This is a genomic window from Oribacterium sp. oral taxon 078 str. F0263, from assembly GCF_000469565.1.
GTDB lineage: Bacteria > Bacillota > Clostridia > Lachnospirales > Lachnospiraceae > Oribacterium.
The window spans coordinates 34,263-60,910 of record NZ_KI273116.1; the positions used below are offsets into that span (position 1 = coordinate 34,263).

The window sequence follows — 26,648 nt, forward strand, 5'->3', positions numbered from 1 at the left end:
GGCCGCGGCAGTCGGAGCGAGAGCGTCCTGCGTTAGACAGGCAAAATGCCGGGAGCATCATAAGCACTCGTCTCCCAAGCGAGAGCGAAGAAATCTTATTTCTCGCTCCGCGGGAGCTCCACAAAAAAGCGGTTCCTCCCATTTCCGGACTCCGCCCAGATCCTCCCTCGGTGGAATTCGATGATTTTCTCCGCGATGGGAAGCCCGAGGCCATAGCCCCCTCCGCTCCCCCTGCTCTCATCGACCCGGTAAAAACGGCGGAAGATCTTTTCGCAGTCCTTCGGACTGAGCTCCTTCCCCGGACTGTCTACGCATAGGAGAAGCTTCTTTCCCCTCCCTCCGAGGCGGAGCCGGACCTCCCCGCCCGGACTCCCGTATTTCTTCGCATTGTCCAGGAGGATGTCCAGAACCTGCCGGAGCCTAACCGGAGCCCCAAGGACAAAAATCCCCTCCTGAATCTCGGAGCAAAGAGTTCGTCCGCTCTCAAAAAACAGGACCTCAAAGCGCAGGGCTTCTTCGGAAGCGAGCGTTGAGAAGTCCAAGGTCTCAAAGCCGGACAGTCTCGCGTCCTCCCCGTCCATCCTCGCAAGCTCTAAGAGATTCTCCGTGAGAGCCCGCATCTGCCTCGAGGTCGACAGGATATTTTCACTGAAGTGCCGAAGCTCCTTCCTCTTCCCCGAATCCTCCCCGGAGGGAGAATCTTCCTCGATCCGCCGCTGCAAAAGTTCCGCATTGCTGAGAATCACGCTGAGCGGCGTCTTCAGCTCATGGGACGCGGCCGACACGAAGCGCCTCTGACTCTCAAAGGCCGTCTCCACCGGTCTCACCGCCCTTTGGACGAAGGAAAATGAAAGAAGGAAGAAGAAAAGGAGGGCAAAAAGCCCGATCAGGATACAATTTCGGAGAAGAGCATTCAGGCTCCGAAGCGAGGCAGAAAAGTCGGAAAAGACGATCAGACGCTCTTCCTCTTCTTCATTCTCTTCCTCTTCCCCTCTCTCCTCTCCGGCATCCTCCTCTTCACGGCCTTTTCTCCCGGAGCGGGCATCCTCTCCCGCAGCCCTTCTGAGATAATGGATCTTTCCTCTCTCCAGCGAGCCGAAGCTCTCCTTTTTAGAAAGAGCCAAACGGATCAGCCTGCTTAGATCCTCCTCCGAGACGAAATAATAGTCTGCCCCGCTCCTCTTAAGTATGGTCCCGTCTTCATTCACCAGCACCCGGACCGCCGGAAGCCGGGAAGGATCCCCCTTCTCCTCCGGCCCCCTCAGCGGAAGCTCCGCCGCCCTCTCCAGTATCTCCCGGTCCTCCTGCATCAGCCTTTGCCTTGTGAGACCGAAGATCAGAGAAAAAAGGAGCAGCAAAAGGAGGGTGCAGGTCCCCATGAGAAGCGCCGTCAGGCGGAAGCGAAGCCTTCGTATCATATCCCTTCTCCTATACCGATAGCCGTCCCGTCTCAGCCTCCCTCCGAGGGGCTCTCCAGATGATAGCCGAGCCTTCGCACCGAGACGATGCTGAGATCCGAGCCGATGCTCTTCAGCTTTTTCCGGAGGAAGCCCACATAGACCTCCACATGATTCTCCGTCGCCTCGGAGTCAAAGCCCCATACCCGGGACAGGATCTGCTCCTTTCGGAGATTTTTGCCCTTTGCCTGCATCAAAAGCCGCATCACATCGAATTCCCTCGCAGAGAGACGAAGCTCCCTCTCCCCGCAAAGGAGCGTTCCGCTGTCCAGGTCCAGGCTGGTATTTCCGAAGGAGAGCTGATTCACCTCTGCTCCCTGCCTTCGGAGGAGCGCATTCACACAGGCCATCAGCTCCCTCTCGTCAAAGGGCTTTGTGAGATAATAGTCCGCACCCGCATTCAGACCCTCCACCCGGTCCAGAAGCTCCGAGCGGGCGGTCAGCATCAGGATCGGCATCCCGCAGCGCTCCTTCCGGAGCTGTCTCGCCAGGGCGATTCCATTCATGCCGGGGAGCATCACGTCCAGGATCAAAAGATCATAAGCTCCGCTCTTTGCGTAAATAAGCCCCTCCGCTCCGTCCGAAACCGTATCCGCCTCGAAGCCATGCTCTGTGAGGATCGACTTCACCGATTCCGAAAGCAAGAGCTCATCCTCGATCACCAGTATCTTCATCGCAGGCTTCCTTCCTCAAAGGCGCAGAGGATATCGTGGTTTACCTCCCGGTAAAACTCCCTCCGAAGCTTCTCATAGGAAGAGGGATAGCGTTTAAGGAGCAGCATGAGCTTCGTAATCGTCGCTTCCAGCGTCATATCATAGGCCTCGATCAGCTTGAAGTCCTGCTTCACCTTCTGCCCGACCTGATAGATCTCCATGTTCGAGCCTTCATTCACGACCTGCGTCGCCATGACGATGAACTTCCCCTTCTCCCTCCAGCGCCCCATCTCCAAATAGAACTTCTCGAGCATCCGCTCCGGAATCCCCCCGACCCCGAAGCTCTCCATGACGATGCAGTCGTAATTTTCGAAGAGATAGCCGAGCATCTCCGGGCGGGCACCGGGGATCAGCTTCATGACGCAGACGGAATCGCTGAGCTCCTCCTGAAAGGAAAGCGGACCCCGCAGAGGAGAGGGAGGGATATAGCGGATGATGTGATGATCCTGTATTCTCGCAAGCACCGGGAAATTCACGCTGTAAAAGGCATTAAAGGAGCGGGCCATCATCTTCTTCGCCCGCGTCCCCGCGATCACATTTCCGTCGAAGACGAGCGAGACATCCTCCGAAAGCCCGTCACAAGCGTAGAAGAGACTGTCCCGGAGATTCGGCTTCGCATCCGTGCCGTCTGTGTCAATCGGCTTCTGTGAGCCCGTGATCACGATCGGCTTCCTGGAATTTTGCACCATATAGCTCAGCGCCGCAGAGGTATACGCCATCGTGTCGGTGCCGTGCGTCACCACAAAGCCGTCATAACGATCGTAATGCTCCCGGATCGCCGCAGCGAGAGCGCACCAGATCGAGGGCTCCATGTTCGTGGAATCAATGTTGCAAAGCTGCAGCACTTCGACCTCGCAGAAGCTTCGGACATCCGGCACATAGCGAAGAAGCTCCGGAGCACTCAGAGCCGGACTCAGTCCCTCTCCCAGCTGCCTCGACGCGATCGTCCCCCCTGTCCCGATCAGAAGGATTTTCTTCATTCGGGCTGCTTTCCGATGTAAGCGAGGATGCCCCCATCGACATAGAGGATCTGCCCGTTTACAAAGTCGGAGGCGTCAGAAGCGAGAAAGACCGCCGGTCCCTGTAAATCCTCCACCGTCCCCCAACGGTTCGCCGGTGTCTTGGAGCAGATAAAGCGATCGAAGGGATGCCGCGAGCCGTCCGCCTGCCTCTCCCGAAGCGGCGCCGTCTGAGAGGTCGCGATATAGCCCGGCCCGATGCCGTTGCACTGGATATTGAAGGATCCGTACTCCGAGCAGATATTCCGGGTCAGCATCTTAAGCCCCCCCTTAGCGGCGGCGTAGGCAGAGACGGTCTCCCGGCCAAGCTCCGACATCATGGAGCAGATATTGATGATCTTTCCGTGCCCCTTCCGGATCATGCCGGGCAGCACCGCCTTTGCGACGAGGAAGGGCGCCGTCAGATCCGTATCCACCACCGCGCGGAAATCCTCCGCGCTCATCTCCGTCATCGCCACCCTCTTGATGATTCCCGCATTGTTTACGAGGATATCGACCGCACCGTGCTTCTCCTCGATCCTTGCGACCATATCCCGCACTGCTTCCTCGTCCCTCACATCACAGGCAAAGCCCTCCGCGGCGATTCCCGCCTCCTCATAGCTCTTCTTCGCCTCCCTGACACGCTCCTCACTGCTTGCGTTGAAATAGAGCAGCGCGCCGGCCCGCACATAGGCCTCCGCGATCGAAAAGCCGATGCCGTGCGAGGCCCCGGTGACAAGAGCGACCTTCCCCTTCAGGGAAAAACTATCCATAGAAAAGCTCATAGCAACTCCTTCTGAAAATCCGATTCCACTTCCCTCTGCCGAAAAACCATCCCGGCGAAAAAAATTCCCCTCGCCTTTCCGCCGCTCGATCGCACGCCTGAAGCTGGTCTGTCCGCGCGCAGACGGCGGAAAAGGCGGCGGCACATCATCGCTAAGTATAGCCCGAAAGCTCCATAAGCGTCAAGAAAGGCCCCTCCTTCCGCTTAAGCCGGGAAGGCCGCCTCTTTTTCTTGACAAAGACTTCGGGAGAGCCTATTATAACATCGTTATATAACACCGTTACATCTCTTCACTTATCACTTCGGAGGATCTTCATGGAGGATTTTCAGCCGCACTCGGATACTCTGGACAGAATCCGAAAGAGCGCTCTTTCGGAATTTCAGGAAAAGGGCTATCAGTCTGCCTCTCTTCGGAATATCGTAAAGGAGGCGGGCGTCACAACGGGGGCCTTCTACGGCTATTTTAAAAGTAAGGAGGAGCTTTTTTCCGCTCTTGTAGAGAAGGAATACCGTGAGATGCGGGATCATTACCGGAAGGTGCAGGAGGACTTCTCTCTCCTTCCCCTGGAAAGGCAGAGAGCGGAAATGAAAAAGGTCTCGGAGGACTGTCTCGAATGGATGCTCCGCTATGCCTTCGAAAATCTGGAGATCTTTCGCCTGATCCTGCTGAAATCCGACGGAACCCCCTATTCCCGCCTGATAGACGACATGGTTGAGACGGAGGAGCGCTCTACGGAGGACTTCCTCTCCCTCAGCGAAAAGCACGGCTACCAAAAGCCCGAGATCAACCCGCTTCTAAAGCACAGCCTGACCACGGGACTCTTCAGCTCCTTCACGGAGCTGATTATCCACGATATCCCCTATGAGGAAGCGCTCCGCTGTCTCCTCCAGCTGCAGCGCTTCTACACCGCCGGCTGGCGGGAGCTGCTCGGAGAGGCGATGCTGCCCCGGGAGGGAGGGGACGCAAAAAACGCAAAAGGCACAATGAAATGAATTCCAGTCCGCATCCTTTGACCGCACCGCAAAGATAGCTTTCGCGCATCACTTAAATAGCGTCCGCGCGTCACTTCGCCGCGCCCGCGCTTTCGCTCATGCCGCATTTTTGACAGCGGCCCAAGAGGAATCAGAGTTCCCCGCGCCTGTGCGCTTCGAAGCATAAAATCCTCAAGTCTTGTAGAGAGCTCCGAGCGGGGAATCAAAGTCCTCCGCGCCCATACGCTTCAAAGCTCCCGCTCCTGCGCTGTGAAGCCCTTCACCCATGCGCTTTGCGTGAGATTGCGCCTCGAAGCAGAAGCATCGAAACTCGGGCGAAGGCAACCCGCGCGAAGCCGGCAAAGGCCAAAGGCAGAAAAAACGGCTGGAGAAAGAAAGGCAGATATCGACAATGAAAGAAGCTTCGTCAGAACGAAAGAAAAGCTCGCTGATATCCTGGATCATGCGCTATGCAAGTACAAGGCGCGTACTCTATCAAGTCAGCGTGGGGACCGCCCTGCTCGGGGCACTTCTCAGTATGGCTCCCTACTATATGATGGCCCGCGTGGTCAAAAAGCTCCTGTCCGGAGAGAGCTCATTTTCCGCGTACCAGATGGATTTCATCCTCGCAGCGCTCTTTTGGACGCTCCGGACTCTGCTCCACTCTATTTCCACAAGCTGCTCTCACAAGGCGACCTTCTCCGTCCTTGGAAATATCCGAAAGGCCCTCTGTGAAAAGCTCACGAGGATGCCTCTTGGGGACGTTCAATCCATCCCCTCCGGCTCCTTAAAGAGCATCATCGTGGACCGCGTGGACTCCATGGAGACGACACTCGCCCACATCCTTCCGGAATTTACGGCAAATCTCGCCGTGCCGTTCTTCCTCTTCCTCTATCTCCTCCGCATTGACTGGAGGATGGCGATTGCCTCCCTCCTAACCCTCCCCGTCGGCGTGATCTGTATGATGGGGATGATGCGGGGCTATACGGAGCGCTGGCAAAACTGCATTGAGAAGACAAAGCTCTTAAATGACGCCGCCGTCGAATTCATCAATGGAATCGAGGTCATCAAGGCCTTCGGAAAGGCGGACAGCTCCTACGAAAAGTTCGAAAAGGCCGCAAAGGACGGAGCCTACTGCTATATCGACTGGATGAAGAGCACGCTCTGGTACTTTGCGGCGGCCCGCTCGATCGTACCAGCGACCATGCTCACCATCCTCCCGCTCGGCGGAATCCTATATCTCCGCGGACTTCTGTCCGCGCCGGATTTCATCATGGTGATCATCCTCGCCTCCGGCCTGATCGCCCCGCTCCTCACCGTCATGTCCTTTGAGGACGATATCGCAAAGGCCAGGACGATCTTTGACGAGGTGGGAGAAATCCTTAAGAGAACGGAGATGCACCGTCCTGTGAAGACCGAGGAAGAGCCCAAAAACAGCGGCATCGTCCTGAGAGATGTTCACTTTTCCTATGAGAAGGGGCAGGAGATCCTGCATGGGATCGACCTCGCCTTCCTCCCGGGGACCGTCAATGCTCTGGTCGGCCCCTCCGGCTCCGGGAAATCCACGATCGCCCGCCTGGTCGCATCCCTCTGGGACGTGGATGAGGGCGGAATCTTCCTGGGAGGGACGGACATCCGGAAAATCTCCTTCGAGGATTACAACCGCCGCGTCGCCTATGTCTCCCAGGACAATTACCTCTTCAACACAAGCATACGGGAAAATATCCGCATGGGCCGAAGGGGTGCGACGGATGAGGAGGTGGAGGAGGCCGCAAAGCAGTGCGGCTGCCACGACTTCATCCTGGGGCTGGAAAAGGGCTACGACACGATCGCAGGGGACTCCGGCGGGCAGCTCTCCGGAGGCGAGAAGCAGAGGATCTGCATCGCCCGCGCCCTTTTGAAAAACGCGGAGATCATCATTCTGGACGAGGCGACCGCCTATACGGATCCGGAAAATGAAGCGCTGATTCAAAGATCCCTCGCTCAGGTCATAAAGGGAAAGACCCTGATCGTCATCGCCCACCGCCTCTCCACCATCGCGGACGCGGATCAGATCGCTCTGATCGAGGACGGCTGCCTCAGAGCCTGCGGCACGCAGGAGGAGCTTCTCCGGGAGAGCGAACTCTACCGGAGGATGTGGGAGGCCCACATTTCCTCCCGGGATACGGACAGAGAGGAGACAGATCATGCTTAAAATCCTTCAAAAGTTCTTTCGCTTTTCCGGGGAAGAGAACCACCGGCGCTTCACCCTCTCTATCATCCTGGGAGTCGTCAGCGCCTTCGGACAGGCCCTTCGGATTCCGGCGATCTACCTCATCATCCGGGGCGTTCTGGACAAAAGTCTCGACAGCAATACCCTGCTCCTCTCTCTCGCTGTCCTCGTGCTGGGAGTGGCTCTTCAGATCCTGTCCAGCGGAAGGGGCACCTTTTTGCAGACGGAGGCGGGCTATACGACGAGCGCCGATAAACGGATGGAGATCGCCGGCCATCTCCGCTATCTCCCCATGGGTTACTTCAATCAAAACTCCCTGGGAGAGATCACAAGCGTCACGACCAATACCATGGAGCTTCTCGGAGATATCGCAACGAGAGTAGTCCTTCTCTCAACGCAGGGCATCCTGGAATCCGCTCTCATCACCGCGATGCTTCTCTCCTTCGATATCCGAATCGGGGCGGTCGCACTTCTCGGCCTCCTCCTCTTCCTCCTCATCAACCGTTTCCTCCAGCACAGAGCTTCCTCCATCTCCGCGGAAAAGATCCACGCGGATTCTGCCCTTGTGAGCCAGATCCTGGAATTTATCCGCGGCATCGCGGAGGCAAAAAGCTACAATATCGGCCCGGAGGGAAACCGGAGGCTCTCGGAAGCGATCAATCATTCCACGGATACCAATATCCGGATGGAATTTGCCCTGATTCCTATCCTCTGGCTCCAGAGCTGGCTGATCAAAATGGTCGGCGTCCTCATCGCGGCGCTCTCACTCCGCTTCGTCCTGGACGGCTCCATGGAGCCCGCGACGGGAATCGTCATGCTGATCGCTTCCTTCATCCTCTTCTCCGCCCTGGAATCCGCGGGAAATTATTCTGCCCTCCTTCGCTTCATTGACCAGAGCGTGGATAAGGCGGAGGCGATCCTGTCCGTCCCGGAGATGGACATTCACGGAGAGGACCGGCACCCGGCGAGCGAAAACATCGAATTAAAGCATGTCGACTTCTCCTATGGAAGCAAAAAGGTCGTGGACGACACAAGCCTCTCCATCCCGGAGAAATCCACTGCCGCCTTCGTGGGCCCGTCCGGCGGCGGAAAGACGACACTCTGCCACCTGATCGCCCGCTTCTGGGATGTGGATTCCGGAGAGATCCTCCTGGATCAGACCAATGTAAAGAAATACAGCATGGACTCCCTCATGTCCAATTTCAGCTTCGTATTCCAGACGGTCTACCTCTTCCGAGACACGATCGCAAATAATATCCGCTTCGGTCAGCCGGATGCCCCGATGGAGCAGGTCATCGCCGCAGCGAAAAAGGCCTGCTGCGACGACTTCATCTCCGCACTCCCGGACGGCTACGAGACGATCATCGGAGAGGGCGGCGCAAGCCTCTCCGGCGGACAAAGGCAGCGGATCTCCATCGCAAGAGCAATCATGAAGGACGCTCCCATCATCATCCTGGACGAGGCGACCGCGAATGTGGACCCGGAGAACGAAAGAGAGCTCATGAACGCAATTCAGGCTCTCACAAAGGAAAAGACTATCCTGATGATCGCACACCGCTTAAAAACCGTGCGAAATGCCGACTGCATCTTTGTGATCGATAAGGGGAAGGTGGTCCAGAGAGGAACTCATGAAGAACTGATCCGAGAAGAAGGAATCTATCAAAGCTTTATCCGCTCCCGCAAAGAAGCGGTCGGCTGGAGGCTCGGCTCGGGATCGGAGCTGACAAACAGCGAAGAAGTCTGCCATCAGGCAGACTCGGAGCGTCCTTGAATCTTCTCGAAGAGAAGTTGAGTCTTAGACGGCTCTCAGACGGCTGATCTTTGCCGCCTTTCCTGCCGCAGTGTCGGTCCAACGCAGGACACTCTCGCTCCGGCTGCCGCGACCAGCGGCGCGTAAGCGATTTAAAAGACCAAATCTCAAAGCGCCGGGGCGGCAGACGGCCTGTTTATGGACCGGCAAAGCGGCAGGGCGACAAAGTGCGGACAGCCGTTGGTGAAGCGGAAGCTTCAAAGGAAAGAACTGTCTCCCGACGGGAGATCGGCTGATGCCCCCCGGGCAAAGCCGAGTCTCCAAGCTTCGAAGAAGCGAAGAAAAGCGCAGAAGTCTATCATCAGGCAGACAATGCGGACAGTGGAACAAGCCGAAATGGAATTCCCGTCAACGGCAATAGCTCCGGTAGAGCGCCGCCTGATCCGCGATGCACTGCCAGGTGCTGGAAGCAAATCCGCTCACGACAAGATAGTGCTTTCCGCTCTCGGAAACCCCGGAGCTCACCGCGCAGAACATGGACTGACGCACATAGCCGGTCTTTGCCGCCGTGACGGATACCCTTCCCGTGTCCTGCCCCTTGATCCTCTTCAGGAAAAGATTGGAAAGCCGTATCCCCGCCGCGTGCTTATTCGTCGCCGGAATACTGTACTCGAAGCTCTCCAGCACGGTGCGCGCGGTCGGATTTTTCATCGCGGCGTTCAGGATCTCCGCGGTATCCTTCACCGTCATATGGTGATTCGGATCATAGAGCCCGGTCGCATTGGAAAAATGCGCACCGGAGGAAAGCCCGAGCTCCTGCGCCTTTTGATTCATCAGCCCGACAAAGGCCGCCTCGCTCCCCGCGATCTCTCTCGAGAGGAGCATCACCGCATCCGCTCCGGAGGGGAGGATGACACCGTAGAGGAGGTCCCGCGCCGAGATCTGCTCTCCCGCCTCCAGACCGCAGTTGCTCGCATCGTGCGCATGAACATAATCGACGATGTCCTGCGTCACTGTGAGCCTCTTATCCAGGTCCGGGAGATGCTCCGCACAGACCAGGAGCGTCATGACCTTCGTCATAGACGCCGGGTTAATGACCTCCGATGAGTTCTTGTCCGCGATAATCCTGCCCCGGTCCAGATCGTAGACCACAGCATACTGACTGTTGATGAGATCCCCGATCGCCGCGGAATCCGAATCCGGCTGGAGCCCGGAGAGATTCGCCGATGCGCTGTCGGAGGGAGAAGCGGCGGAAACGATCCCCGTCCTGCTCTCCGACGTACTACTCTCCGCAGCTCCGGTCAAATTCTCCGAAAAGGCAATCTTCGCCCCTCCAAGCATCGACGAAAGCTGTATCGCACCCGCGAGAAAAAGCGCGGCATATCTCATTCTTCTCTTCATTTCCCCATCCCGTCTCTGATACATTCATGCCGAAGTCCCGGCATCCGTTGGAACCCTGCAAGGATCCCCAAAGATCGACTCCTACGGGGAACATGATACGGTCTCTTCCCTCTCCTGGCAAGCGACGAAAGTCTTACGATCCGCTGACCGTCTTCAGATACTCCTCCACCGCCTCCTTATACGCGCTGACCCTCGCTCCGACGATAGGCTTTCCGACGAAATTTCCCTCCTTGTCGATGAGAAAGGTCGTCGGGACGGCCGCCACCGTGCCGAGCATCGGGATCAGCTCCTCGTTCGGGACGATCTGGCGGAATTTCACACCGGACTGCTCCATGATTTTTTTCGCAAGCTCAATATGCTCCGAATCCTCCGGCCCGTTGATATCCCCGACAAGACCGAGAAGCTGCACATTCTCCGGAAGCTCCTGATCCCATTCCGCAAGCTCCGGCATCTCCCGGATGCAGGGCCCGCAGAAGGTTCCCCAGACATTCAGTACGGTGAGATCCTTCTCAGAAAAGATCGAATCCGAGATCTCCCCTCCGTCGATATCCGTCGAAGTAAAATGAAGAGCGCTCCCCTTTTTCTCCGCGCTGTCCTCCTTCTTTTCCTGCCCTTCCCCGGACCCGGATGAGGAAGCATCCTTTCCGCTTTCCTTCCCCTTTCCCTTCTCTCCTTCCGAAGGCTCCGCTTTCTCACTCCCCGCCGCATCCTTCTCTGAAGACGCCTCCGCCGCTGCCTTCCCGCCGGATGTCTCCGCTCCGCCGGAAGACTTCTGCCCGCAGGCAGAAAGGCAGAAGACAAAAAGCAGCGAAAGAACCGCCGCTGCCGTAAGCCTCCCTCTCATCCAACCCTGTCTTCTCAATTCATATCCTCCTTTACCCTATTAAAATCCACTTCAGAACCGGGCCAAGCGGAAAACACTCCGCCTTTCCCTCCCCATCATATCCTATCCCCCTCCAAAAACGCCAGAGAATTTTGATCCCAGTGCCATAAAGTCCCGTTTCCGCGGCGTGCTTGCACGGCAGCGGATGCGGGACCTCATGGCACGTCCCTTCATGAGCATGAAGCGGGGTGAAGCCCCGCGATCATCCCTCACCTCAGCCTCATAAAGTCCCGATTCTACGTCGTACTTGCATGAAAATGGTAATTTGAAATCACGATATCTCATCCCTCTTATATCATTTTGCAATATGCCCCGCCTTGACTTTCCCCTCGTTTTTTCCTAAGGTATTTTCAGGGAATTCTGATTGATTTACCGTGCCCTGGCACATAATTTTATCAATTGCATCAGTTTTTCCTTAAATTTTTAAAAGCCGCTGTCATTTTTTGTTTTCAGGAGGAATTATGAAAAAAGAAAGCATCGCCGCTCTCCTTTCGCTCTCCGCCGCGTTCCTTATGCTGACAGGCTGCGGGAATGCCGTCACGGAGGAGACAGCCACCACTGCCGCCCAGGCGGATCAAAGCGCGGCGGACTCGAAGGCTTCCGAGAGCGGGGAGGAGAAAAGCGCATCCGCGGATTCCCGGAGCTTCACTTACGCGATCAAAGGGGACACCGGAAACACCATCAATGTCCTCACAGTGGACGACCGCTACGGTCTTATGACCATGAAGGCGCTCTACGCTCCCCTCTACTACATCCACCCGGACGGAAACGTCGACTATATTCTCGCAAAGAGCATGACAGCGAGCGAGGACGGAAAGACCTGGACCCTCGTTCTGAATGACGGCCTCAAATGGTCCGACGGCGAGCCCATCACCGCGGACGACGTCTTCTATACGATTGATTCCCACAACAAACAGGATCAGAACCTCTTCATAAACGGAAAAGCCATCGAGATGAATCAGATTGACGAGCATACGCTCAGCTTTACGACAGAGGTCCCATCCTCCTCCGTCTTCGAGCTCCTCTCCGCGGAGACCTTCATTCTCCCAAAGCATTACTACGAGAAGAAGGGGAATTTCGACGTGAACCTCCTGGAAGAGAAGCCGGTCTGCTCCGGCCCCTATACTCTGGACAGCTACATGACCGGCCAGTATCTGAAATTCAAGGCGAATGAAAACTCCGTCCTCGGAAAGCCCCAGATCGAAACCCTGATCTATAAGATCGTGGAAAGTGATGACACCGCGACTCTCGCTCTGCAAAACGGGGAGATCGACGCCTGGTCCGCTCTCCCGGATCTCTTAAAGCCCTATAAGGACAACCCCTCTTTTAAGATCTACACCTACTCCGAGGGCCGTGTCGCCTATATGAGACTCAATACGGCCAGCAAAAAGATGCAGGACAAATCCTACCGGGAGGGGATTCTCCACGCCGTGGATCGAAATGAGATTCTGCAGGCCGCCTATTCCGATCCGGAGTTTTACAGCGTCTCCTACAGCTTCCTCCCCAATGTCAGCGCCTATTATAATCCCGATGTGGAGAAGTTCGACCACGATGTCGAGCTCGCAAAAAAGCTCACGGCAAACGGCGCGAAGCAGCTGAAGATCGCCTACATCAATACCGACGAGGTCGAGAGACAGGCCCTCACCATCCAGTCAGAGCTGAAGGAAGCCGGGATCGATCTCGAGCTGAACCCGCTAGACGGCGCGGCGCTCACCAAGGTCGAAAAGGACAAGCAAAACGGCGACTATGATATCCTGCTCGGAGGCTATATCATGGGCATCGACCCGAGTACCTTCTCCCAGCTCTTCTCGAAGGATAAGGACAATAACTATAACTTCGACGCCCCCGAGATCGACAAGCTCTGGAGAGAGGCCGACATGGAAAGAGACGAGGCGAAGCGGAAGGAGCTCTATAATACCATCCAGCAGAAAATTCAGGAGGAGGCGATCTTCTATCCCTTCGGCTCCAACCTGAAGATCCTGGTCGCAAATCAGAAGGTCCATGGCATCGAGGAGGCCGGACTGGTGCCGATCTATACCTTTAACGACCTCTCAAAGCTCTCTATCGCCTCCTGATGCCGGCTCAGCTAAACTTGAGCCTAGAACAAAACGGGGGCTCTTGAGTTATCCTTAAGCGGCAGCACGATACCGGCTAAAGCCCACTGCGCCTAAAAACGAAACGGGGGCCCTTGAGCTATCCTTAGTCGGCAGCACGATACCGGCTAAAGCCCACTAAGTCTGAGACAAAGCCCGGGCCTCCGGCGCAGGATCTTGCGCACTGCGCCGGAGCTAAGCCGGAATATTGTTCCTTTGCCTTAGCCTCTGCACGCTGTCTCACCGCTTCCGGGGAAGGGCCGCCAGGACGGCAGCCCTTCCCCGGAAGCAATGTCAGAGATATTGCACAGGGTTCCAAAGCGAAGGGCAGGCTGCGGGAAATATCCGCCTCCGCGTGGGACTTCCCTGCACACAGGCCGCCTTTTCCCGCAGTATCCGACAGAAAAGCGCAGCGAGTCAGACGGAAAAGACAAAAGAGCAGCGAAAGACAGAAGAACAGAAGAAATCCGGAGGAGAACGACATGGCAAAATACATCGCGAAGCGGATCCTGAAGGCAGTCCCGCTTCTGCTCCTGATCACGGTGATCTGCTTCGTCCTCATGAAGCTTGCCCCTTACGACGCGGTGGATGCTCTCACGAGGCCAGATATGAGCCAAGCGGAGATCGACAGGATCCGGGAGTCCTACGGCCTGAACGATCCGGTCGCCGTACAGTATCTCCGCTGGCTGAACAATCTCCTGCACGGAAATTTCGGCTACTCTCTCCTCTCGCATACCAGCATCAAATATGATCTTCTGATCCGGATCCCGAACACGATCCTTCTGATGCTCCCCTCCTATCTCACAGCCTATCTCCTCTCGATCCCGCTCGGACTCCTCGCGGGGTCCCGCCGGGGGAAGTGGCCGGATAAGCTGATCGACGGCTTTTGCTCCATCGGGATCGCCACCCCGACCTTCTGGTTCGCCATGCTCCTGATCTATGCCTTCGGCTATCGGATGAAGCTCCTCCCCATCCTCGGGATGCATACCGTGGGGATGGAAAAGTCTATCCCGGACCTGCTTCGGCATTTCCTCCTCCCCTACCTCGTCCTGATCTTCTCCTTCCTCCCGGACTTAACCCGCTTCGTCCGCTCCTCTGCGATCGGACAGTGGAAGGAGGACTATGTGCTCGTACAGAAAGCCTTTGGCGCAGGCCGTTCCGAAATCCTCTTCCGCCATGTGGCGCGAAATGTCCTGATTCCCCTCATCACGAAGCTCGGCATGGCGCTCCCGCTCCTTGTGACCGGCGCCGTCATCACAGAGACCGTCTTCTCCTGGCCCGGCATCGGAAGCTACTTCGTGAAGGCCGTCCAGGCGATGGACTACCCGATCGTCATGTCGGTCCTCGTGCTCTCCGGCTCGCTCGTCATCCTCGGAAATCTCCTCTCCGATATCCTCTACTCGATCGTCGACCCGAGAATCCGTTCCACCTGAATCTTCGCAGCTGCAATGCAAAAGCTCACATAGATTCACATAGATAATGATGGCAGACTTCTGTGCTCGGGACTCGGCTTCCGGACGACCGCCTTGTCCATCGTTTGTCCGTCCAATATTGGACGCATCTATAAGACCCTGAGGAAAAGCATGAAAGAAAGCAAAAAGCCCGAAGGACGGGCAAAAAACAGAAGGATGGAGGCTGCTGTGCTGGAGTTTTGCAGTGACAGACAGGCTGCTTTTGCCGCGTCTTACCTGCTCCTCATCTTCCTCATCAGCATCCTCGTCTTCCTCTTCCGCGGCCTGGATCCCGATAAGATCGACGTTCTCCATAAGCTCCAGCCCCCGAGCCCCCTGCACTGGTTCGGAACCGACAACATGGGACGGGATTACTTCGCGCGCGTACTCTACGGCGGTCAGGTCTCCCTCCTCGTCGGTGTGCTCGCCATGCTGTGCTCTGTCCTGATCGGAGTCACCGTCGGCATGCTCTCCGGCTATTTCGGCGGACTCATCGACGGCTTCTTCATGCGCCTCGTCGATATCTTCCTCTCCATCCCCTGGCTCATCATGGTGACGGTCTTCGGACTCCTCTTTAAAAAGGGCCTCCTCTCCATCATCTTGGTCATCGGCATCTTCTCCTGGATGGACATCGCGAGGATCGTCCGCTCCGAGGTGCTCGCCGTAAAGAGCCGGGAATACGTTCAGTATGCGGATTTCATCGGGATTCCCCCTCTCTCCGTCATGACGGGACACATCCTCCCCGCGGTCTTCTCCACGATCATTACCGCCTCGACCTCCACCATAGCGGGAGCGATCATGACGGAATCCGCCCTCTCCTTCCTGGGCCTCGGCGTCCAGCAGCCTATGTCCTCCTGGGGCTCCCTCCTTCAGCAGTCCCAGAAATACCTGCAAAACGCCCCCTACATGGCGCTCCTCCCCGGGATCCTCATCATCCTGACCGTCTACTCCTTTAATAAGCTGGGAGATATCCTCCGTGTCTTCGCGGAGCCGAGGGTCCGCGCCGGGGAAGAGGATATGCCGCGGGAGGCCGGAGGAAAGAGCGGAAACGAGGAGACAGCGCAGGAAAAGAGCGGGGAAGGAAGGGCAGAAAATCCCCCGCGGGAAGACAAGGAAAGAGAAGAAGCGGAGATCCCGGCGCGGGAAGCCAGCGAAAGAAAGGAAACGGAGATCCCAGTGCGGGAAGCCAGCGAGAAAAGAGGAAAAGATGAGTGAGAGCCCGGAGAAAAATATCCAGAAAGAACAGGAGATGGAGAAGCGGAAGGACAGCGCCAGCGCTCCTCTCCTCGAGATCAGAGGCCTTCACGTCTCCTTTCAAAGCCGCGGCAAAAAGCTCCAGGCCGTTCGCGGCATCGATCTGAAGCTTGCTCCCGGAGAAATCCTCGGCCTCGTCGGAGAATCCGGCTCCGGAAAATCCGTCGCCATGAAGGCCGTCATGAATCTCCTTCCGGAAAATGCAAAGATCGAAGCGGACAGTATCCGCCTCAACCATCTCGAGCTTCTCTCCCTCTCTGAGACGGAGCGAAGAAAACTATGCGGAAAAACTGTCAGTATGATCTTCCAGGACCCGATGACCTCTCTGGACCCCCTCATGAGCGTAGGAGGACAGCTCGCGGAGGTCCTTCACAGAAACGCAGCGCTTCGGACGAGAGCAGAGATTCGGGAGCGATCTATCGACATCCTGAAAAAGGTCGGCATCCCCGCCCCGGAGGAGCGCCTTCGCCAGTATCCCCATGAGCTGTCCGGCGGCATGCGGCAGAGGATCCTGATCGCGATGGCCCTTTGCTCCGGTCCGAAGCTCCTCATCGCGGACGAGCCGACGACCGCCCTCGACGTCACGATCCAGGCCCAGATCCTCTCCCTCCTGGACGAGCTTCGGAAGGAATTCCAAAGCTCCATCATTCTGATCACCCACGATATGGGAGTCGTCGCCTCGATCTGTCAGCGGATCGCAATCCTCTACGGCGGCCTCATCATGGAGAGCGGCAGCGCGGAGGACATCTTCTATCACGCGGGACATCCCTACACGAGGGCTCTCCTCCGCGCGGTCCCCGGCGGAGATATCGAAGAAGGAAAGCGCCTCCTCGCGATCGAGGGTTCTCCTCCCTCCCTCATGGAGCTCCCGAAGGGCTGCCCCTTCGCGCCCCGCTGTGAAAGAGCAAAGGAGCGCTGCTTCCGGGAGCTCCCGGGACGGACGACGCTTGGCGAAGGCCATGAGCTCTTCTGCCACAATCCTTGAACAAAAAGGGGGATTTCATGCTTCAGACAGAAAAGCTCTTCGAGATCAGAGGGCTGAAAAAATATTTCCCGATCAGAAGCTTCCTCGGTGGAAAGCGCGGCGATGTAAAGGCCGTAAATGATGTGAGCTTCTCGATCTACCGCGGGGAGACCTTCGGTCTCGTCGGAGAATCCGGCTGCGGAAAGTCCACGCTCGGGCGTCTCATCCTCCGGATGCTCGAGCCGACCGCCGGGGAGATCCTCTATAAGGGAAAGGACATCCAGCAAAGCCCTCCGGGGCGGCAGGAGATGCAGATCATCTTTCAGGATCCCTACTCCTCCCTGGATGCCTACTGGAACATCGGGGAGATCCTCGCGGAGCCTCTCCGCTTTCAGCCCCTCTCCGCCCGGGAAAAGCAAGAGAGAATCGAAGCCATGCTCGAAAAGGTCGGCCTGAAGCCGGAGGACACGCAGCGCTTCCCCTACGAATTTTCCGGGGGCCAGCGCCAGAGGATCGGCATCGCGAGAGCCCTCATGCTGAAGCCCGAATTCATCCTCTGCGATGAGCCCATCGCCGCCCTCGACGCCTCCATCCAGGCCCAGGTCGTCAATATGCTCCAGGATCTCCAGGAGGAGTTTCATTTCACCTACCTCTTTATCTCCCACGACCTGAGCATGATGCGCTATATCAGCAGCAGGATCGGCGTCATGTACCTCGGTTCCCTGGCGGAGCTGGCCCCGAGCCGCGAGCTCTATGAAAGACCGCTCCACCCCTACACCAAGGCCCTCCTCTCCGCCCGCCCCGTCGCGGACCCCGAAAAAGCCCGCGCCATAAAGCGCCTCCCCCTCTCAATGGAGCTCCCAAGCCCCCTGGACAATCTGCCGGGCTGCCCCTTCGCTCCTCGCTGCCCCTTCGCAAAGCCGCTTTGCCGCGAGGAAAAACCCGCGCTCCGAGAGCTCTCGCCCGCGCACTTCGTTTCCTGCCTCCGGGCGGAGGAAATCTCTCCGGAGAACGGCTGAATTTATCCCAGCGTCGGATTCGGATGGCTGTCATCCGGAAATCGGCGCATGCGGTATAGAAAATATTTGGCACTGTTAGTGCAGCAATATGGTTAACATCGCTCAGCGAATCTGCTATACTTTATTCGACGGGAAGCTTCAGGAAGGCAGACTGTGAACCACTAGAGCCAAGGCCCAGCGGGAAGGACGGTATTTTAAATGCGCCTGAAGTCCCCGTCTTTTCTGTTTTCGATATCCCTATATCAATAGGGATAAAGTTCTAAAGGCAATTGTTATCTGAATCATATTGATCCAAATCATAACAAGCTTCGTTCCTCCTCGCTGTTTCGGTGCCTGCAGCTTGGCATACACCAAAGCGAACGGAAGCTTCTTGACCATCAGAACCATTTATGACATATACAGCGAACTTAAAAGAGACAAAGAGCCGCCGGTTTATACGACTCTGCAGCAGGACATGGATTCCTTCTAAACTAAAGAAAATCCCTGTGAAGTCAACAGCCCTCACAGGGATTTCTTCTTATTTGTCATCATAGTGCCCGCGGCAGTGAGCGATATAAATGCGCCCATCTTCGATATGGTAAACGAGGCGGTCTTTTTCATTGATCCTTCGGCTGAATTCACCCTGCAGATTTCCCCTCAAGGCTTCCGGCTCACCGATACCGTTCATTGCGCCGTTTCGTTCGATGTCCTTGATTAGAAGGTTGATACGCTTGAGAATCTTTTTGTCCTGCGTCTGCCAGTACAGATAATCCTCCCATGCGTCATCAGACCATATTTTCTCAGTCATCGTCAGTTTCAATCAGCTCATGAGCACTGCCTTTGCCCGCACGGAGTTCTTTGACAGATTTCAGCACATATGCCTGGTTTTCAGCGCTGAAGAATGAATCTTCCTGTCTGATCTCAAACGGTATTCTTCTTTCACGCAGAACAGCTTTCACATAGATGTTAATCGCAGCAGACGAAGTGAGACCGACGGATGAGCAAAAGGCGTCAAAGCTGAGTTTATCCTTCTCATCGACGCGTGCTGTGAGTGTTGACAGTGCCATCACGAGGCCCTCCTTTCCTTAAATTGACTTTATTATAGCGCCAAGGGAATACGGAAGCAAGCGATTGTATTATGAAAGCAAAGAAAGGAAGCTTATCAAATGGCCAGAAGGATACAGAGGATGAAATGCGTTGAGTTGTAACTCGAAATGCCAATTTGTAAGGCGGGATGCTTGTTTTTAAATTGAAAACTGCGCCAAAGGCCCCGTCTTTAGGGTTTAGCACTATAAAAGTTTAGGTCCTTCTCCAGCCGTCATACCCTTGAAACCAGCATAACTGCTGGCTTTTTTTATTTCCAAAGATCAAGTTCATAAAAAGAAGATAATAGATTTACTGTATAAGATTTACTCTATTGATGGAACGATATATGGTTTCATCGATATGGTTATCGTTATCGTTGAGGGATCCAATAGAGATATGGGCACAACATATACTCTCCTCAATGAGGTTCTCGTTCCGAACATCCAGAAAAATCGGATTCTCGTAATCATAAATCAAGCTGATATGGCCATGAAGGGAAGACATTGGAATCCTTCTATCCAATCACCGGATTCACAATTACTTACCTTTCTTGAGGAACAAGCAGTATCTATCCAAAAAAGAGTACGAGAAGCTACGGGGATCAATATTATAAAACCCGTGTATTATTCTGCCGAATACGGATGGAATGTTCAGACTGCATTCGATTTTATAATTGATCATATGCCGTCTCAAAGAAGACCATTATTGCACTAAGAGCTTAGACATGAATTAGCAGAAAATCGCACTTTAAAATGCGTGACGATTCGTAACTTTAAGGGGGATCTGATAGAATCCCCCTATAAGAATTTTTCAAAATCTGCTATGATTCCGAGCCAGAACCAATTCCCTCCTCAGAATGAATATCCTGAATCAACAGCCTGCATTTTTTCTGAAGATCTTCCAGTTGACGACACGCAGCACTTCTGTTTGAGCGTGTATCTCTTATCTCCTGAATGTTCTCATCAAGCGCCGCAATAGATGTCTCCAATGGGCAATTCACATAGTCCTTGATAAACTGTCTCCCGAAATCCTCCAGTTCGTTCGCAACGCCATTAAACTGGCTCCGTATGTTCTGGCGATTGTTCTTTAGGTCCTCCCTTATCCTCGCCTCCTCTTGTTCGGTCTTGATCTGTATAAAAACGGAGAGTGCTACGCCTAAGAGACCAAGAACCTGTCCGCCGATTGCAATCCCTCTCGTTATCTTTATAGCCTGCCAGGGTATAAACTTAATTCCGATACTGTGGCCAACATCCAATACCATCTGATGAATCATACTTCCGGAGAAATTAGTAAGCGACATTCCTCCCTGTGCCCCGGCTTTATAGACACTTTCACGCACTAGCTTTCCGGCTTCTTGGAATCCGGAACCGGCATATAAAATTATTTTCTTGATGTTTTCCGGAAGCCCCTCAAATTTACCCCTCAGCCTTGTTTTCAGATCCTTTGAGAATTCAGAGTTTTCTATGACATCTAGCTTCCGTCTCATCTCATTCAGGCGCACCTTTATAATCTCTCTAGCATCCGACTGACATTTTTCAACGATATTTTCTGTCTCCCGGATTGCCCCTTCCAGCTCATTTTCAACTTCTTCCTTTTTACATCCTTCTACCAGAAGATTAGCAGCAGCAAGCCCAATATCACGAATCTGAGATGCGGCCGTAGTATAAACGTCTTTTACTTCTTGCTGCATACGGCCTCTCGCTTCACTAAGCAGATACCTTTGCTGCATGAAGTCCTCTTCCAGCGCATCGATATCGGCATCAGATGATTTGGGCTGTAATTCCTTAATGGCCTTTTCCAGCTGGCCTTCAACGATATACAATTCGGTCGTAAGCTTTGAGGAGACTCCCCTTTCTTCAACGAATCGATTTAGAGTATCGACAAACTGTACATAACCACTGCGTGCGAGAAGCTCATCCGCAAGCTCCGGATCCTCGATTCTTTCCTCGACACTTTCAAGATATGATTCCGCATCCAGGAAGGACAAGTTAAGCTGTTCCGGAGTGTATGGCTCCAGAACCTTTTTCAGATCCTCCCGGATGATGTTTTGCTGCTCAACGGTATTTCCTTCCGCCGTCCTGTCCATTTTATTGACAACAAGGATCATTTCACCGGCTTTATCCTTATCGATAGCGAGCTTCCTGAAATGATTGGCAATATAGGAATCAAACAACTCATTCGTAATGACGAACACCAGCATATCCGCTGAAGCAATAGCGTCATAGGATATCGCGTCATGATCCGGTCTCAGCTGTGTGTGAATGCCCGGAGTATCCACTACCTCAATACCATTCCAGTTATATCTATGTGCCTGTTGAGTGGTGATGCCCGCGCCAATCGCAATATCCCCTCTTCCTGTCAGCATTTTTAGGATAGATGACTTCCCCGCACTATACTGTCCGGCAAATACGAGCTTTATAGTATCGTTCTTATTATCATCCTGAACTTGGAAATCTGCACCTGCAGATATCAAAGCCACACGCGCCTTTTCTTTTAATTCTGCGCTTCTTTGAGCAAATTCGGCAATCTTAAGCATATTCTTTACCTCACTCATTCGTTATTAATAGTCTGGAAAACTGCTGCGCCAAACGCACTCTAGTCTTCATATCAGAGGAAGCCTTTTTCAACGGTATATGCGCTACACCGATTTTCTCCTCAATATTGATCCGATTCCTATCGATATCTCTGCCCAGAATTCTCGAGATGAGGACTCGCTTATTATCGGAATCAAATACAAAGTTGATACGTTCCTCCATAAGCCGATGCAAATCCTCCTTCTGCTCTTTGGGAAAAACTGTCCCATCACTAAGCAGAATCAAAATCGTATCCCCTGGAATCCTGGCAACCGACTGCGCATGATATTGCAGTCCTTCCGCGCCTATTAAACGTATTGCTTCTGTCAAAATCTGTTCGTTCAATTCCAGCAAGTGATTATTTAGTCCCCAAGATAATTCTTTCTGTGTATCAGCCAAACGAAAGAGGATGGAATTGATCTTATTCATTTCTGTTATCATCCTCTCTATTTTGACGGATACAAGCGAATCCAGATTCCTGTTCATCTGAATCTCAAGGGTATCACATATCTTCTGTACATTCTCTTTGAGTTTTTTTTCAAGTTGCCTTCTTGCTTCCAACTCTTTTTCGTTTCGGCTCGTAAACAAATAAGATCCTATGGCCCATATCACAGAAACCGCCAATAACGCCAGAGAAAACGGTAAAGCAGCAACGCCAAACAAAGGCGCTACTATGGCCGCTATGCTTAAGCCTCCGCTTAAAGTAATCATGGACCAATTCCAAATCCTTTTCTCATCAACAATCTCCTGCATGCGAAGAGATCTGTCTCTCTCAGATGACGTAGAAAATTTCAATTCGTTTGCAATCTCTCTGGAGACCTCTTTGAACTTGTCTTTACATTTCGCTTCCAAATCCTCAAGAAATTCCCGACATTGCACCTCTACTTTCCGTGATTTAAGCAGCTGATTCCAGGCCCTATCCGCATTCTGGTCGTCAAAATGGTCCTCGGCAAATGAGGCAATCTCTCCATTAAGCTCGCTTTTTATCTTTACAATAAGTGACTTAATCCGATTCTTAGCATCATGATAAAATACATTCTTCCACTCCTCAAGCTGCCGCTTTTTCGCAAGGATCGCACGCCCCTGTACGCTGTTTATCCGGCTTTGCTCCAAAAGATTCTCCATAGTTTCAAGAATCGGATTCGAGATAGTATCTATAAATGTTTTTATTCTATAGAACTTGCCCTTTGCTCTGACCTGTTCCACAATCCGTCTTTTCAAAATATCAATCCGACTGACCGCCTGAAATCTGCCGCTCCTTTCCGGGTCATCCATTTTTAGAGCAACATAGGCTGATTTCAAGTGTACATTTATAAAGGGAATATTGTCCCATCTCTGTCCGAATTGTTCTGAAAACGACAGAAATTGATTTCGAATTTTATCCAGCCTCTCCTTATCAAAGCGCTTGTTCACATCCCGCAGAGCCAGCTTCAGGCTCTTATTCTCTGCCATTGAAGCTTTGACATTCATAATGCATATGATCGGTTTCCCCGTATCATGAATCCTGCTGAAACACTCTGCTTCCGCCGCCTGCGGGGCATCATCCGTTAGCAGAAATAGAATCAAATCAGCAGACCTTGCCGCACGAAAAGCAATCTTCTCATCGTCCTCTCCCTCGAAAGCTCCAATCCCCGGGACATCCGTTATTTCAAGTCCCTTCCAAGTGTACTTACGGACATCTCTGGTTGTTCGCTGCGATCCTTTGCCAATAGAAGCCCCGTCTCCCTCAGTCAGAATTTCCATCAGTGTGGATTTTCCGGCCATGGTCCTTCCAAAAAGCGTTATAGAAAACTTTGACAGATTTTTACCTAAATTTTGCAGCTCCTTATTGACCTCAAAGGATAAATGATAAAAGGCATCTCTGATTTCGGCTAACTGCTTCTCCAATGGTTCTACATCTTCTGTCGCGCGATATGGAGAATGATTTATATCCGTAATCGTTCTCTGTACTTTTTCCTGTGCGGCAGCCAAGGTTCTTTCCAAATTCTTTTCTTGCGCTGAGGCTATCTTATATCCGATTTTTGCGGACTTATTGCATTCCTTCAGCACCCGCTCCAAATTCTCTTCGTCCATGTTATTCCTTCTCACTTCTCCTTCAAAAATAGACTCAGGCCGTCCAGATAAAAGATCAGCGTCAAAAGCTCATATCGCCTCGCGGTATAGCCATTTTTTTCCGTTTCCCGAAGAAAGTCCGTGAGAATTTTGGATGGCAGGACATTGGAAGAAAGGCCTCCAAGCTTTCCCTCAGAGATCAGCTCTCCATGATGAAAAGATGGTTTTATCCTCGATAATTTGAGCTTGTACTCCTGATACAGATTTTGGAACTTGCTGTAATTCCAGCTGCTGTACCCTCCATCCTCAACCCAAAGTCTCGCCTTATCCTTTTTCCAACCATAGCTCATTCCCAGCTTATGAAACCTCGTTCGAATCCATCCCACCTCCTTTTCCAATTCGCTCTCGGCGCCAATCAATATGATTTCCTCTTCTTCCGTCAGCTTCTCTTTCTCCCGCAGATACTTTTTCCATGATAAGCAAAGGATCTCTTCTTTCCCATCAATATCCGCATTCTGCCGCAGTAAATTTTCTAAATTCCGGGCGGCACTCTCACACCCCTCCCCAAATACCAGAATCCACTTTCCCTTCTTCATCCGCCGCCTCTCTCCCGATCCTCCGAATCAGAATTTTGTTTTCTTTTTGATTATTCCGATCTCTTACAGAATTCTTCGTTCCTAATACAGTACCGGTCTTTTTTATATTGCTGAATGACTGATCTAAGATTCCCTCTCCAGAAATCCTTACGATTCAGACTCCCCTCAGCAGCTCAATCCTTCCCATCCCCATATCGCATAGCTCTCCCTGGTAGCGTGTACACTTACAGACATGTGGAGAAATCCCAAGGCGCAAATCTTTTCCATGCTTATGTTCTTCATAGGTTTTAACCGTCTTTTTAAATACCTGGTCCGTCACATAAAGTGCATCCTCCGGGGAGAAGAGCGCGTAAACCACTGTCTTTGAGAGAAATCCCACTCCTCCCCCGAGCCACACAAGTCCGCTCTCCTTCCTTCCTCTCCCAAAGCGCTTGTAGAAACGCTCATAACATAATTCCTGGAAGAAATCCAAAGCGGCAAAGATATCCTCTATCCTGTAGGGGAAAATAGTTTCATCGATACTCAGGTCAAAGAAGATCTCCGTCCCCGGCTTCAGGGCTTCCCGGAGAATCGGAAGCGGTCTCTCCTCCCTCCTGTCGCAGCTATAATCAATTTTTTGACAGAGCAAAAGCTGTTTCTCGGATATCTCATCGCTGTCACCGACTATGAGCCCCGCCATGACGGAATTGACCGCATCCTTCGGATTCTTCTCGTTTCGCTTCAGCCTATGGAATATTTCGCTCTCCAGATCCTCCGCCTGATTCCGAAGAAAAGTGTCTCTCTTTCCTCTTCCCTCTTCTGCCGCACTTCGAACTCTCTTTTCGATCTCCGCATCGCTCTTTCTCCGCTTCCCAAGCTCCCACGAAAGGATTGCGGTCCGAAGCATCCCCTTTATGCTGCTGCCGGGAATATAGGGCTTTTCATAAGTATCCTTTTGAAAGCTCTGTATCCCCTTTGGCGTCGCATTTCTCCCATTCTGCGGATTGATAAAGGCATCTCCCGTATCCATGGAATATCGTATCCAGGAGGAAATTACAGCCTCCGAAATTCCCTGAGCCTGCAGCCATTGGTAGAGATCCGGCGCGGTTTTTCTCTGATCCAGCATATATTCTTCAAAGGCCCGCGCGCGGCTTGAAAGCAAATACATAAACATCTTTTTCTGATCCGGAATCTCCACCGGGGCCCTGCGACTCCTCCTGATGTATTCCTTCTTCCCGATCAATTTTCCATCTCCCACATAGATCGGAGACAGAGCCGTAATCCTGATCCTGTAATGCTTCAGATAGTCCTTCATCTTCCTACCCCCAGAAACAATCCTCTCGCATAGCGATAGACCGGATGAGCGCCTCCCTCATTGACCGGATATACTCCACCCTGAAAACGATTCCGAAAGCAGGACCCGGACCGGAAGGTATAGAGGTCCCGTTTCTTTTGCTGTTCCGGTGAAAAATTCTCTGAAAGGATGAAGCCGGACCGCTTCTGAAGGAGGTAGGATGCTCCCTCAAGCGCACTCTCCAGCTCCTCTTCTGCGGGAAGTGCGGAGCAAAGAAGCATATAACGCTTTCCTTCCCGCGTCATGGCATTCTGAAGCTCCCCCGGAAGCTCTCTTCTCTCATAGGAAAATCTCCCCTTCCCGCTGGAACGTTTCCCACCGATCCCGCTGTAGGAGAGGCTCTGAAATAGAACTTCTATGAGTTTCTCCTCTTTATCCGACTCCAAAGCAAAAATAAGATAGAGACCATTTCCCTCTCGGAAAAAGAAGTCGCCGACACAGTACGGAAGTGTATCATCGCCAGATCGACTGACGGCGGCCCGCATCTGGCTGCTCTCCTCTCCCAGCTCACTGAGATCGCAGTGCTCCGCATGAAGCTCTCCCCGAAAAAAGTCCTCCAGAAGCTCTGCCGGGACATATTGAATCTTTTTAAAACGCTTCTTCTCCTTACTGTCTCCCGGATCCTTTGGCTCCACATAGAGCATCGGCTTCGGAAGAAAATACCGCTCCTTCAGAAAAGGAAAGGCGTCGGAAAAGCACAGAGCTCCACTTCTTACCGTGGTGTAAAGTTCCTCTTCTATCCCCAGCTTTAAAGCTTCCATGTAAAATGCCGAAAACAGAGTATCCGCCGAAAAGCAGGATGCACTCTCGTTCAGCATTCCCCTCCCGAAATGGACCGGAGTGCTAAACCTCAGTCTGTATATCAGATGTTTCATGGCAAACTCCTCCCAACTCTCCCAGAAGATGATTGCACTGTTCCATAATTTCCGGTCTCAGTGCACCCACTACCGTCTCCGCCTTAAGTCCTTCAAAGCGCACCTTCCCGTAGCCCCGAGAGCCATGTCCACCCAAATAGTCGTACTGCAAAAGCCTGAGTCCCTCTCTGATAAGCTCAAAATCTCTCAGAATCTTCTCCTCC

At 53.3% G+C, this 26,648-nt stretch carries 21 protein-coding genes; 8 read left to right on the plus strand and 13 right to left on the minus strand.

All coding sequences use genetic code 11. The features are described from left to right. Positions 1 to 95: 95 nt before the first annotated feature. From HMPREF1986_RS12580 to HMPREF1986_RS06130, 4 genes are read right to left on the minus strand one after another with little or no spacing between them, the layout of a single operon-like run. A complete protein-coding gene (locus tag HMPREF1986_RS12580) occupies positions 96 to 1,418 on the minus strand; it encodes a sensor histidine kinase (RefSeq protein WP_021773919.1) in 1,323 nt (440 codons plus the stop codon). A 32-nt stretch (positions 1,419 to 1,450) separates the two neighbouring features. Continuing rightward, positions 1,451 to 2,131, minus strand: coding sequence for a response regulator transcription factor (locus HMPREF1986_RS06120; protein WP_021773920.1), 681 nt, complete (start codon positions 2,129 to 2,131; stop codon positions 1,451 to 1,453). Then, on the minus strand, positions 2,128 to 3,150 hold the full coding sequence (locus HMPREF1986_RS06125; RefSeq protein WP_021773921.1) for an asparaginase: 1,023 nt from the start codon (positions 3,148 to 3,150) through the stop codon (positions 2,128 to 2,130). The genes HMPREF1986_RS06120 and HMPREF1986_RS06125 overlap by 4 nt, the downstream gene beginning before the upstream one ends. Then, on the minus strand, positions 3,147 to 3,941 hold the full coding sequence (locus HMPREF1986_RS06130; protein WP_196806116.1) for a gluconate 5-dehydrogenase: 795 nt from the start codon (positions 3,939 to 3,941) through the stop codon (positions 3,147 to 3,149). The genes HMPREF1986_RS06125 and HMPREF1986_RS06130 overlap by 4 nt, the downstream gene beginning before the upstream one ends. Before the next feature lie 326 nt (positions 3,942 to 4,267). Here HMPREF1986_RS06130 and HMPREF1986_RS06135 point away from each other — a divergent pair, with 326 nt between their 5' ends. The 3 genes from HMPREF1986_RS06135 to HMPREF1986_RS06145 all read left to right on the plus strand — a co-directional run bounded on the left by HMPREF1986_RS06135 (position 4,268) and on the right by HMPREF1986_RS06145 (position 8,907). Continuing rightward, on the plus strand, positions 4,268 to 4,945 hold the full coding sequence (locus tag HMPREF1986_RS06135; protein WP_021773925.1) for a TetR/AcrR family transcriptional regulator: 678 nt from the start codon (positions 4,268 to 4,270) through the stop codon (positions 4,943 to 4,945). 391 nt (positions 4,946 to 5,336) lie between these two features. After that, entirely contained in the window at positions 5,337 to 7,118 is a 1,782-nt protein-coding gene (locus tag HMPREF1986_RS06140) for an ABC transporter ATP-binding protein (protein ID WP_036599554.1), read from the plus strand. Further along, entirely contained in the window at positions 7,111 to 8,907 is a 1,797-nt protein-coding gene (locus HMPREF1986_RS06145; RefSeq protein WP_021773928.1) for an ABC transporter ATP-binding protein, read from the plus strand. The genes HMPREF1986_RS06140 and HMPREF1986_RS06145 overlap by 8 nt, the downstream gene beginning before the upstream one ends. Positions 8,908 to 9,294: 387 nt before the next feature. Here HMPREF1986_RS06145 and HMPREF1986_RS06150 read toward each other — a convergent pair whose 3' ends face one another. Then, positions 9,295 to 10,287: a D-alanyl-D-alanine carboxypeptidase family protein gene (locus HMPREF1986_RS06150; RefSeq protein ID WP_242837358.1), complete on the minus strand. Its 993-nt coding sequence runs from the start codon at positions 10,285 to 10,287 to the stop codon at positions 9,295 to 9,297. A 133-nt stretch (positions 10,288 to 10,420) separates the two neighbouring features. Beyond that, the gene (locus HMPREF1986_RS12585; RefSeq protein WP_242837359.1) at positions 10,421 to 11,149 is read right to left on the minus strand and encodes a TlpA family protein disulfide reductase; all 729 of its coding nucleotides are present in this window, start codon (positions 11,147 to 11,149) and stop codon (positions 10,421 to 10,423) included. Between the two features lie 482 nt (positions 11,150 to 11,631). Between HMPREF1986_RS12585 and HMPREF1986_RS06160 the strand changes: the two genes are divergently transcribed. The 5 genes from HMPREF1986_RS06160 to HMPREF1986_RS06180 all read left to right on the plus strand — a co-directional run bounded on the left by HMPREF1986_RS06160 (position 11,632) and on the right by HMPREF1986_RS06180 (position 17,951). Next, the gene (locus HMPREF1986_RS06160) at positions 11,632 to 13,245 is read left to right on the plus strand and encodes an ABC transporter substrate-binding protein (protein ID WP_021773933.1); all 1,614 of its coding nucleotides are present in this window, start codon (positions 11,632 to 11,634) and stop codon (positions 13,243 to 13,245) included. A gap of 500 nt (positions 13,246 to 13,745) precedes the next feature. Then, positions 13,746 to 14,696 (plus strand): ABC transporter permease, encoded by a 951-nt coding sequence (locus HMPREF1986_RS06165; protein ID WP_021773935.1) that lies wholly within the window; start codon positions 13,746 to 13,748, stop codon positions 14,694 to 14,696. Positions 14,697 to 14,903: 207 nt separating this feature from the next. Continuing rightward, positions 14,904 to 15,929, plus strand: a complete 1,026-nt coding sequence (locus HMPREF1986_RS06170; protein WP_330365131.1) for an ABC transporter permease subunit — start codon at positions 14,904 to 14,906, stop codon at positions 15,927 to 15,929. Then, positions 15,922 to 16,953, plus strand: a complete 1,032-nt coding sequence (locus tag HMPREF1986_RS06175; protein ID WP_021773937.1) for an ABC transporter ATP-binding protein — start codon at positions 15,922 to 15,924, stop codon at positions 16,951 to 16,953. The genes HMPREF1986_RS06170 and HMPREF1986_RS06175 overlap by 8 nt, the downstream gene beginning before the upstream one ends. A gap of 17 nt (positions 16,954 to 16,970) precedes the next feature. Beyond that, a complete protein-coding gene (locus HMPREF1986_RS06180) occupies positions 16,971 to 17,951 on the plus strand; it encodes an ABC transporter ATP-binding protein (protein WP_036599611.1) in 981 nt (326 codons plus the stop codon). Positions 17,952 to 18,468: 517 nt separating this feature from the next. Here the strand turns inward: HMPREF1986_RS06180 and HMPREF1986_RS06185 are convergent. From HMPREF1986_RS06185 to csm4, 7 genes are all read right to left on the minus strand, one after another. Beyond that, on the minus strand, positions 18,469 to 18,738 hold the full coding sequence (locus HMPREF1986_RS06185; RefSeq protein ID WP_021773940.1) for a Txe/YoeB family addiction module toxin: 270 nt from the start codon (positions 18,736 to 18,738) through the stop codon (positions 18,469 to 18,471). Next, positions 18,731 to 18,997 carry a type II toxin-antitoxin system RelB/DinJ family antitoxin gene (locus tag HMPREF1986_RS06190; RefSeq protein ID WP_021773941.1) on the minus strand — a complete coding sequence of 89 codons (267 nt, stop codon included), beginning with the start codon at positions 18,995 to 18,997 and terminating at the stop codon, positions 18,731 to 18,733. The genes HMPREF1986_RS06185 and HMPREF1986_RS06190 overlap by 8 nt, the downstream gene beginning before the upstream one ends. 839 nt (positions 18,998 to 19,836) lie before the next feature. Continuing rightward, the gene (locus HMPREF1986_RS06200) at positions 19,837 to 21,552 is read right to left on the minus strand and encodes a GTPase domain-containing protein (RefSeq protein WP_051273884.1); all 1,716 of its coding nucleotides are present in this window, start codon (positions 21,550 to 21,552) and stop codon (positions 19,837 to 19,839) included. 10 nt (positions 21,553 to 21,562) lie between these two features. Continuing rightward, entirely contained in the window at positions 21,563 to 23,662 is a 2,100-nt protein-coding gene (locus tag HMPREF1986_RS06205; protein ID WP_021773944.1) for a GTPase domain-containing protein, read from the minus strand. A gap of 11 nt (positions 23,663 to 23,673) precedes the next feature. Next, entirely contained in the window at positions 23,674 to 24,237 is a 564-nt protein-coding gene (locus HMPREF1986_RS06210) for a hypothetical protein (RefSeq protein ID WP_021773945.1), read from the minus strand. 154 nt (positions 24,238 to 24,391) lie between these two features. Beyond that, the gene (gene csm5 / locus HMPREF1986_RS06215; protein ID WP_021773946.1) at positions 24,392 to 25,531 is read right to left on the minus strand and encodes a type III-A CRISPR-associated RAMP protein Csm5; all 1,140 of its coding nucleotides are present in this window, start codon (positions 25,529 to 25,531) and stop codon (positions 24,392 to 24,394) included. Beyond that, positions 25,528 to 26,445, minus strand: coding sequence for a type III-A CRISPR-associated RAMP protein Csm4 (csm4, locus tag HMPREF1986_RS06220; RefSeq protein WP_021773947.1), 918 nt, complete (start codon positions 26,443 to 26,445; stop codon positions 25,528 to 25,530). The genes csm5 and csm4 overlap by 4 nt, the downstream gene beginning before the upstream one ends. Positions 26,446 to 26,648 lie beyond the last annotated feature (203 nt).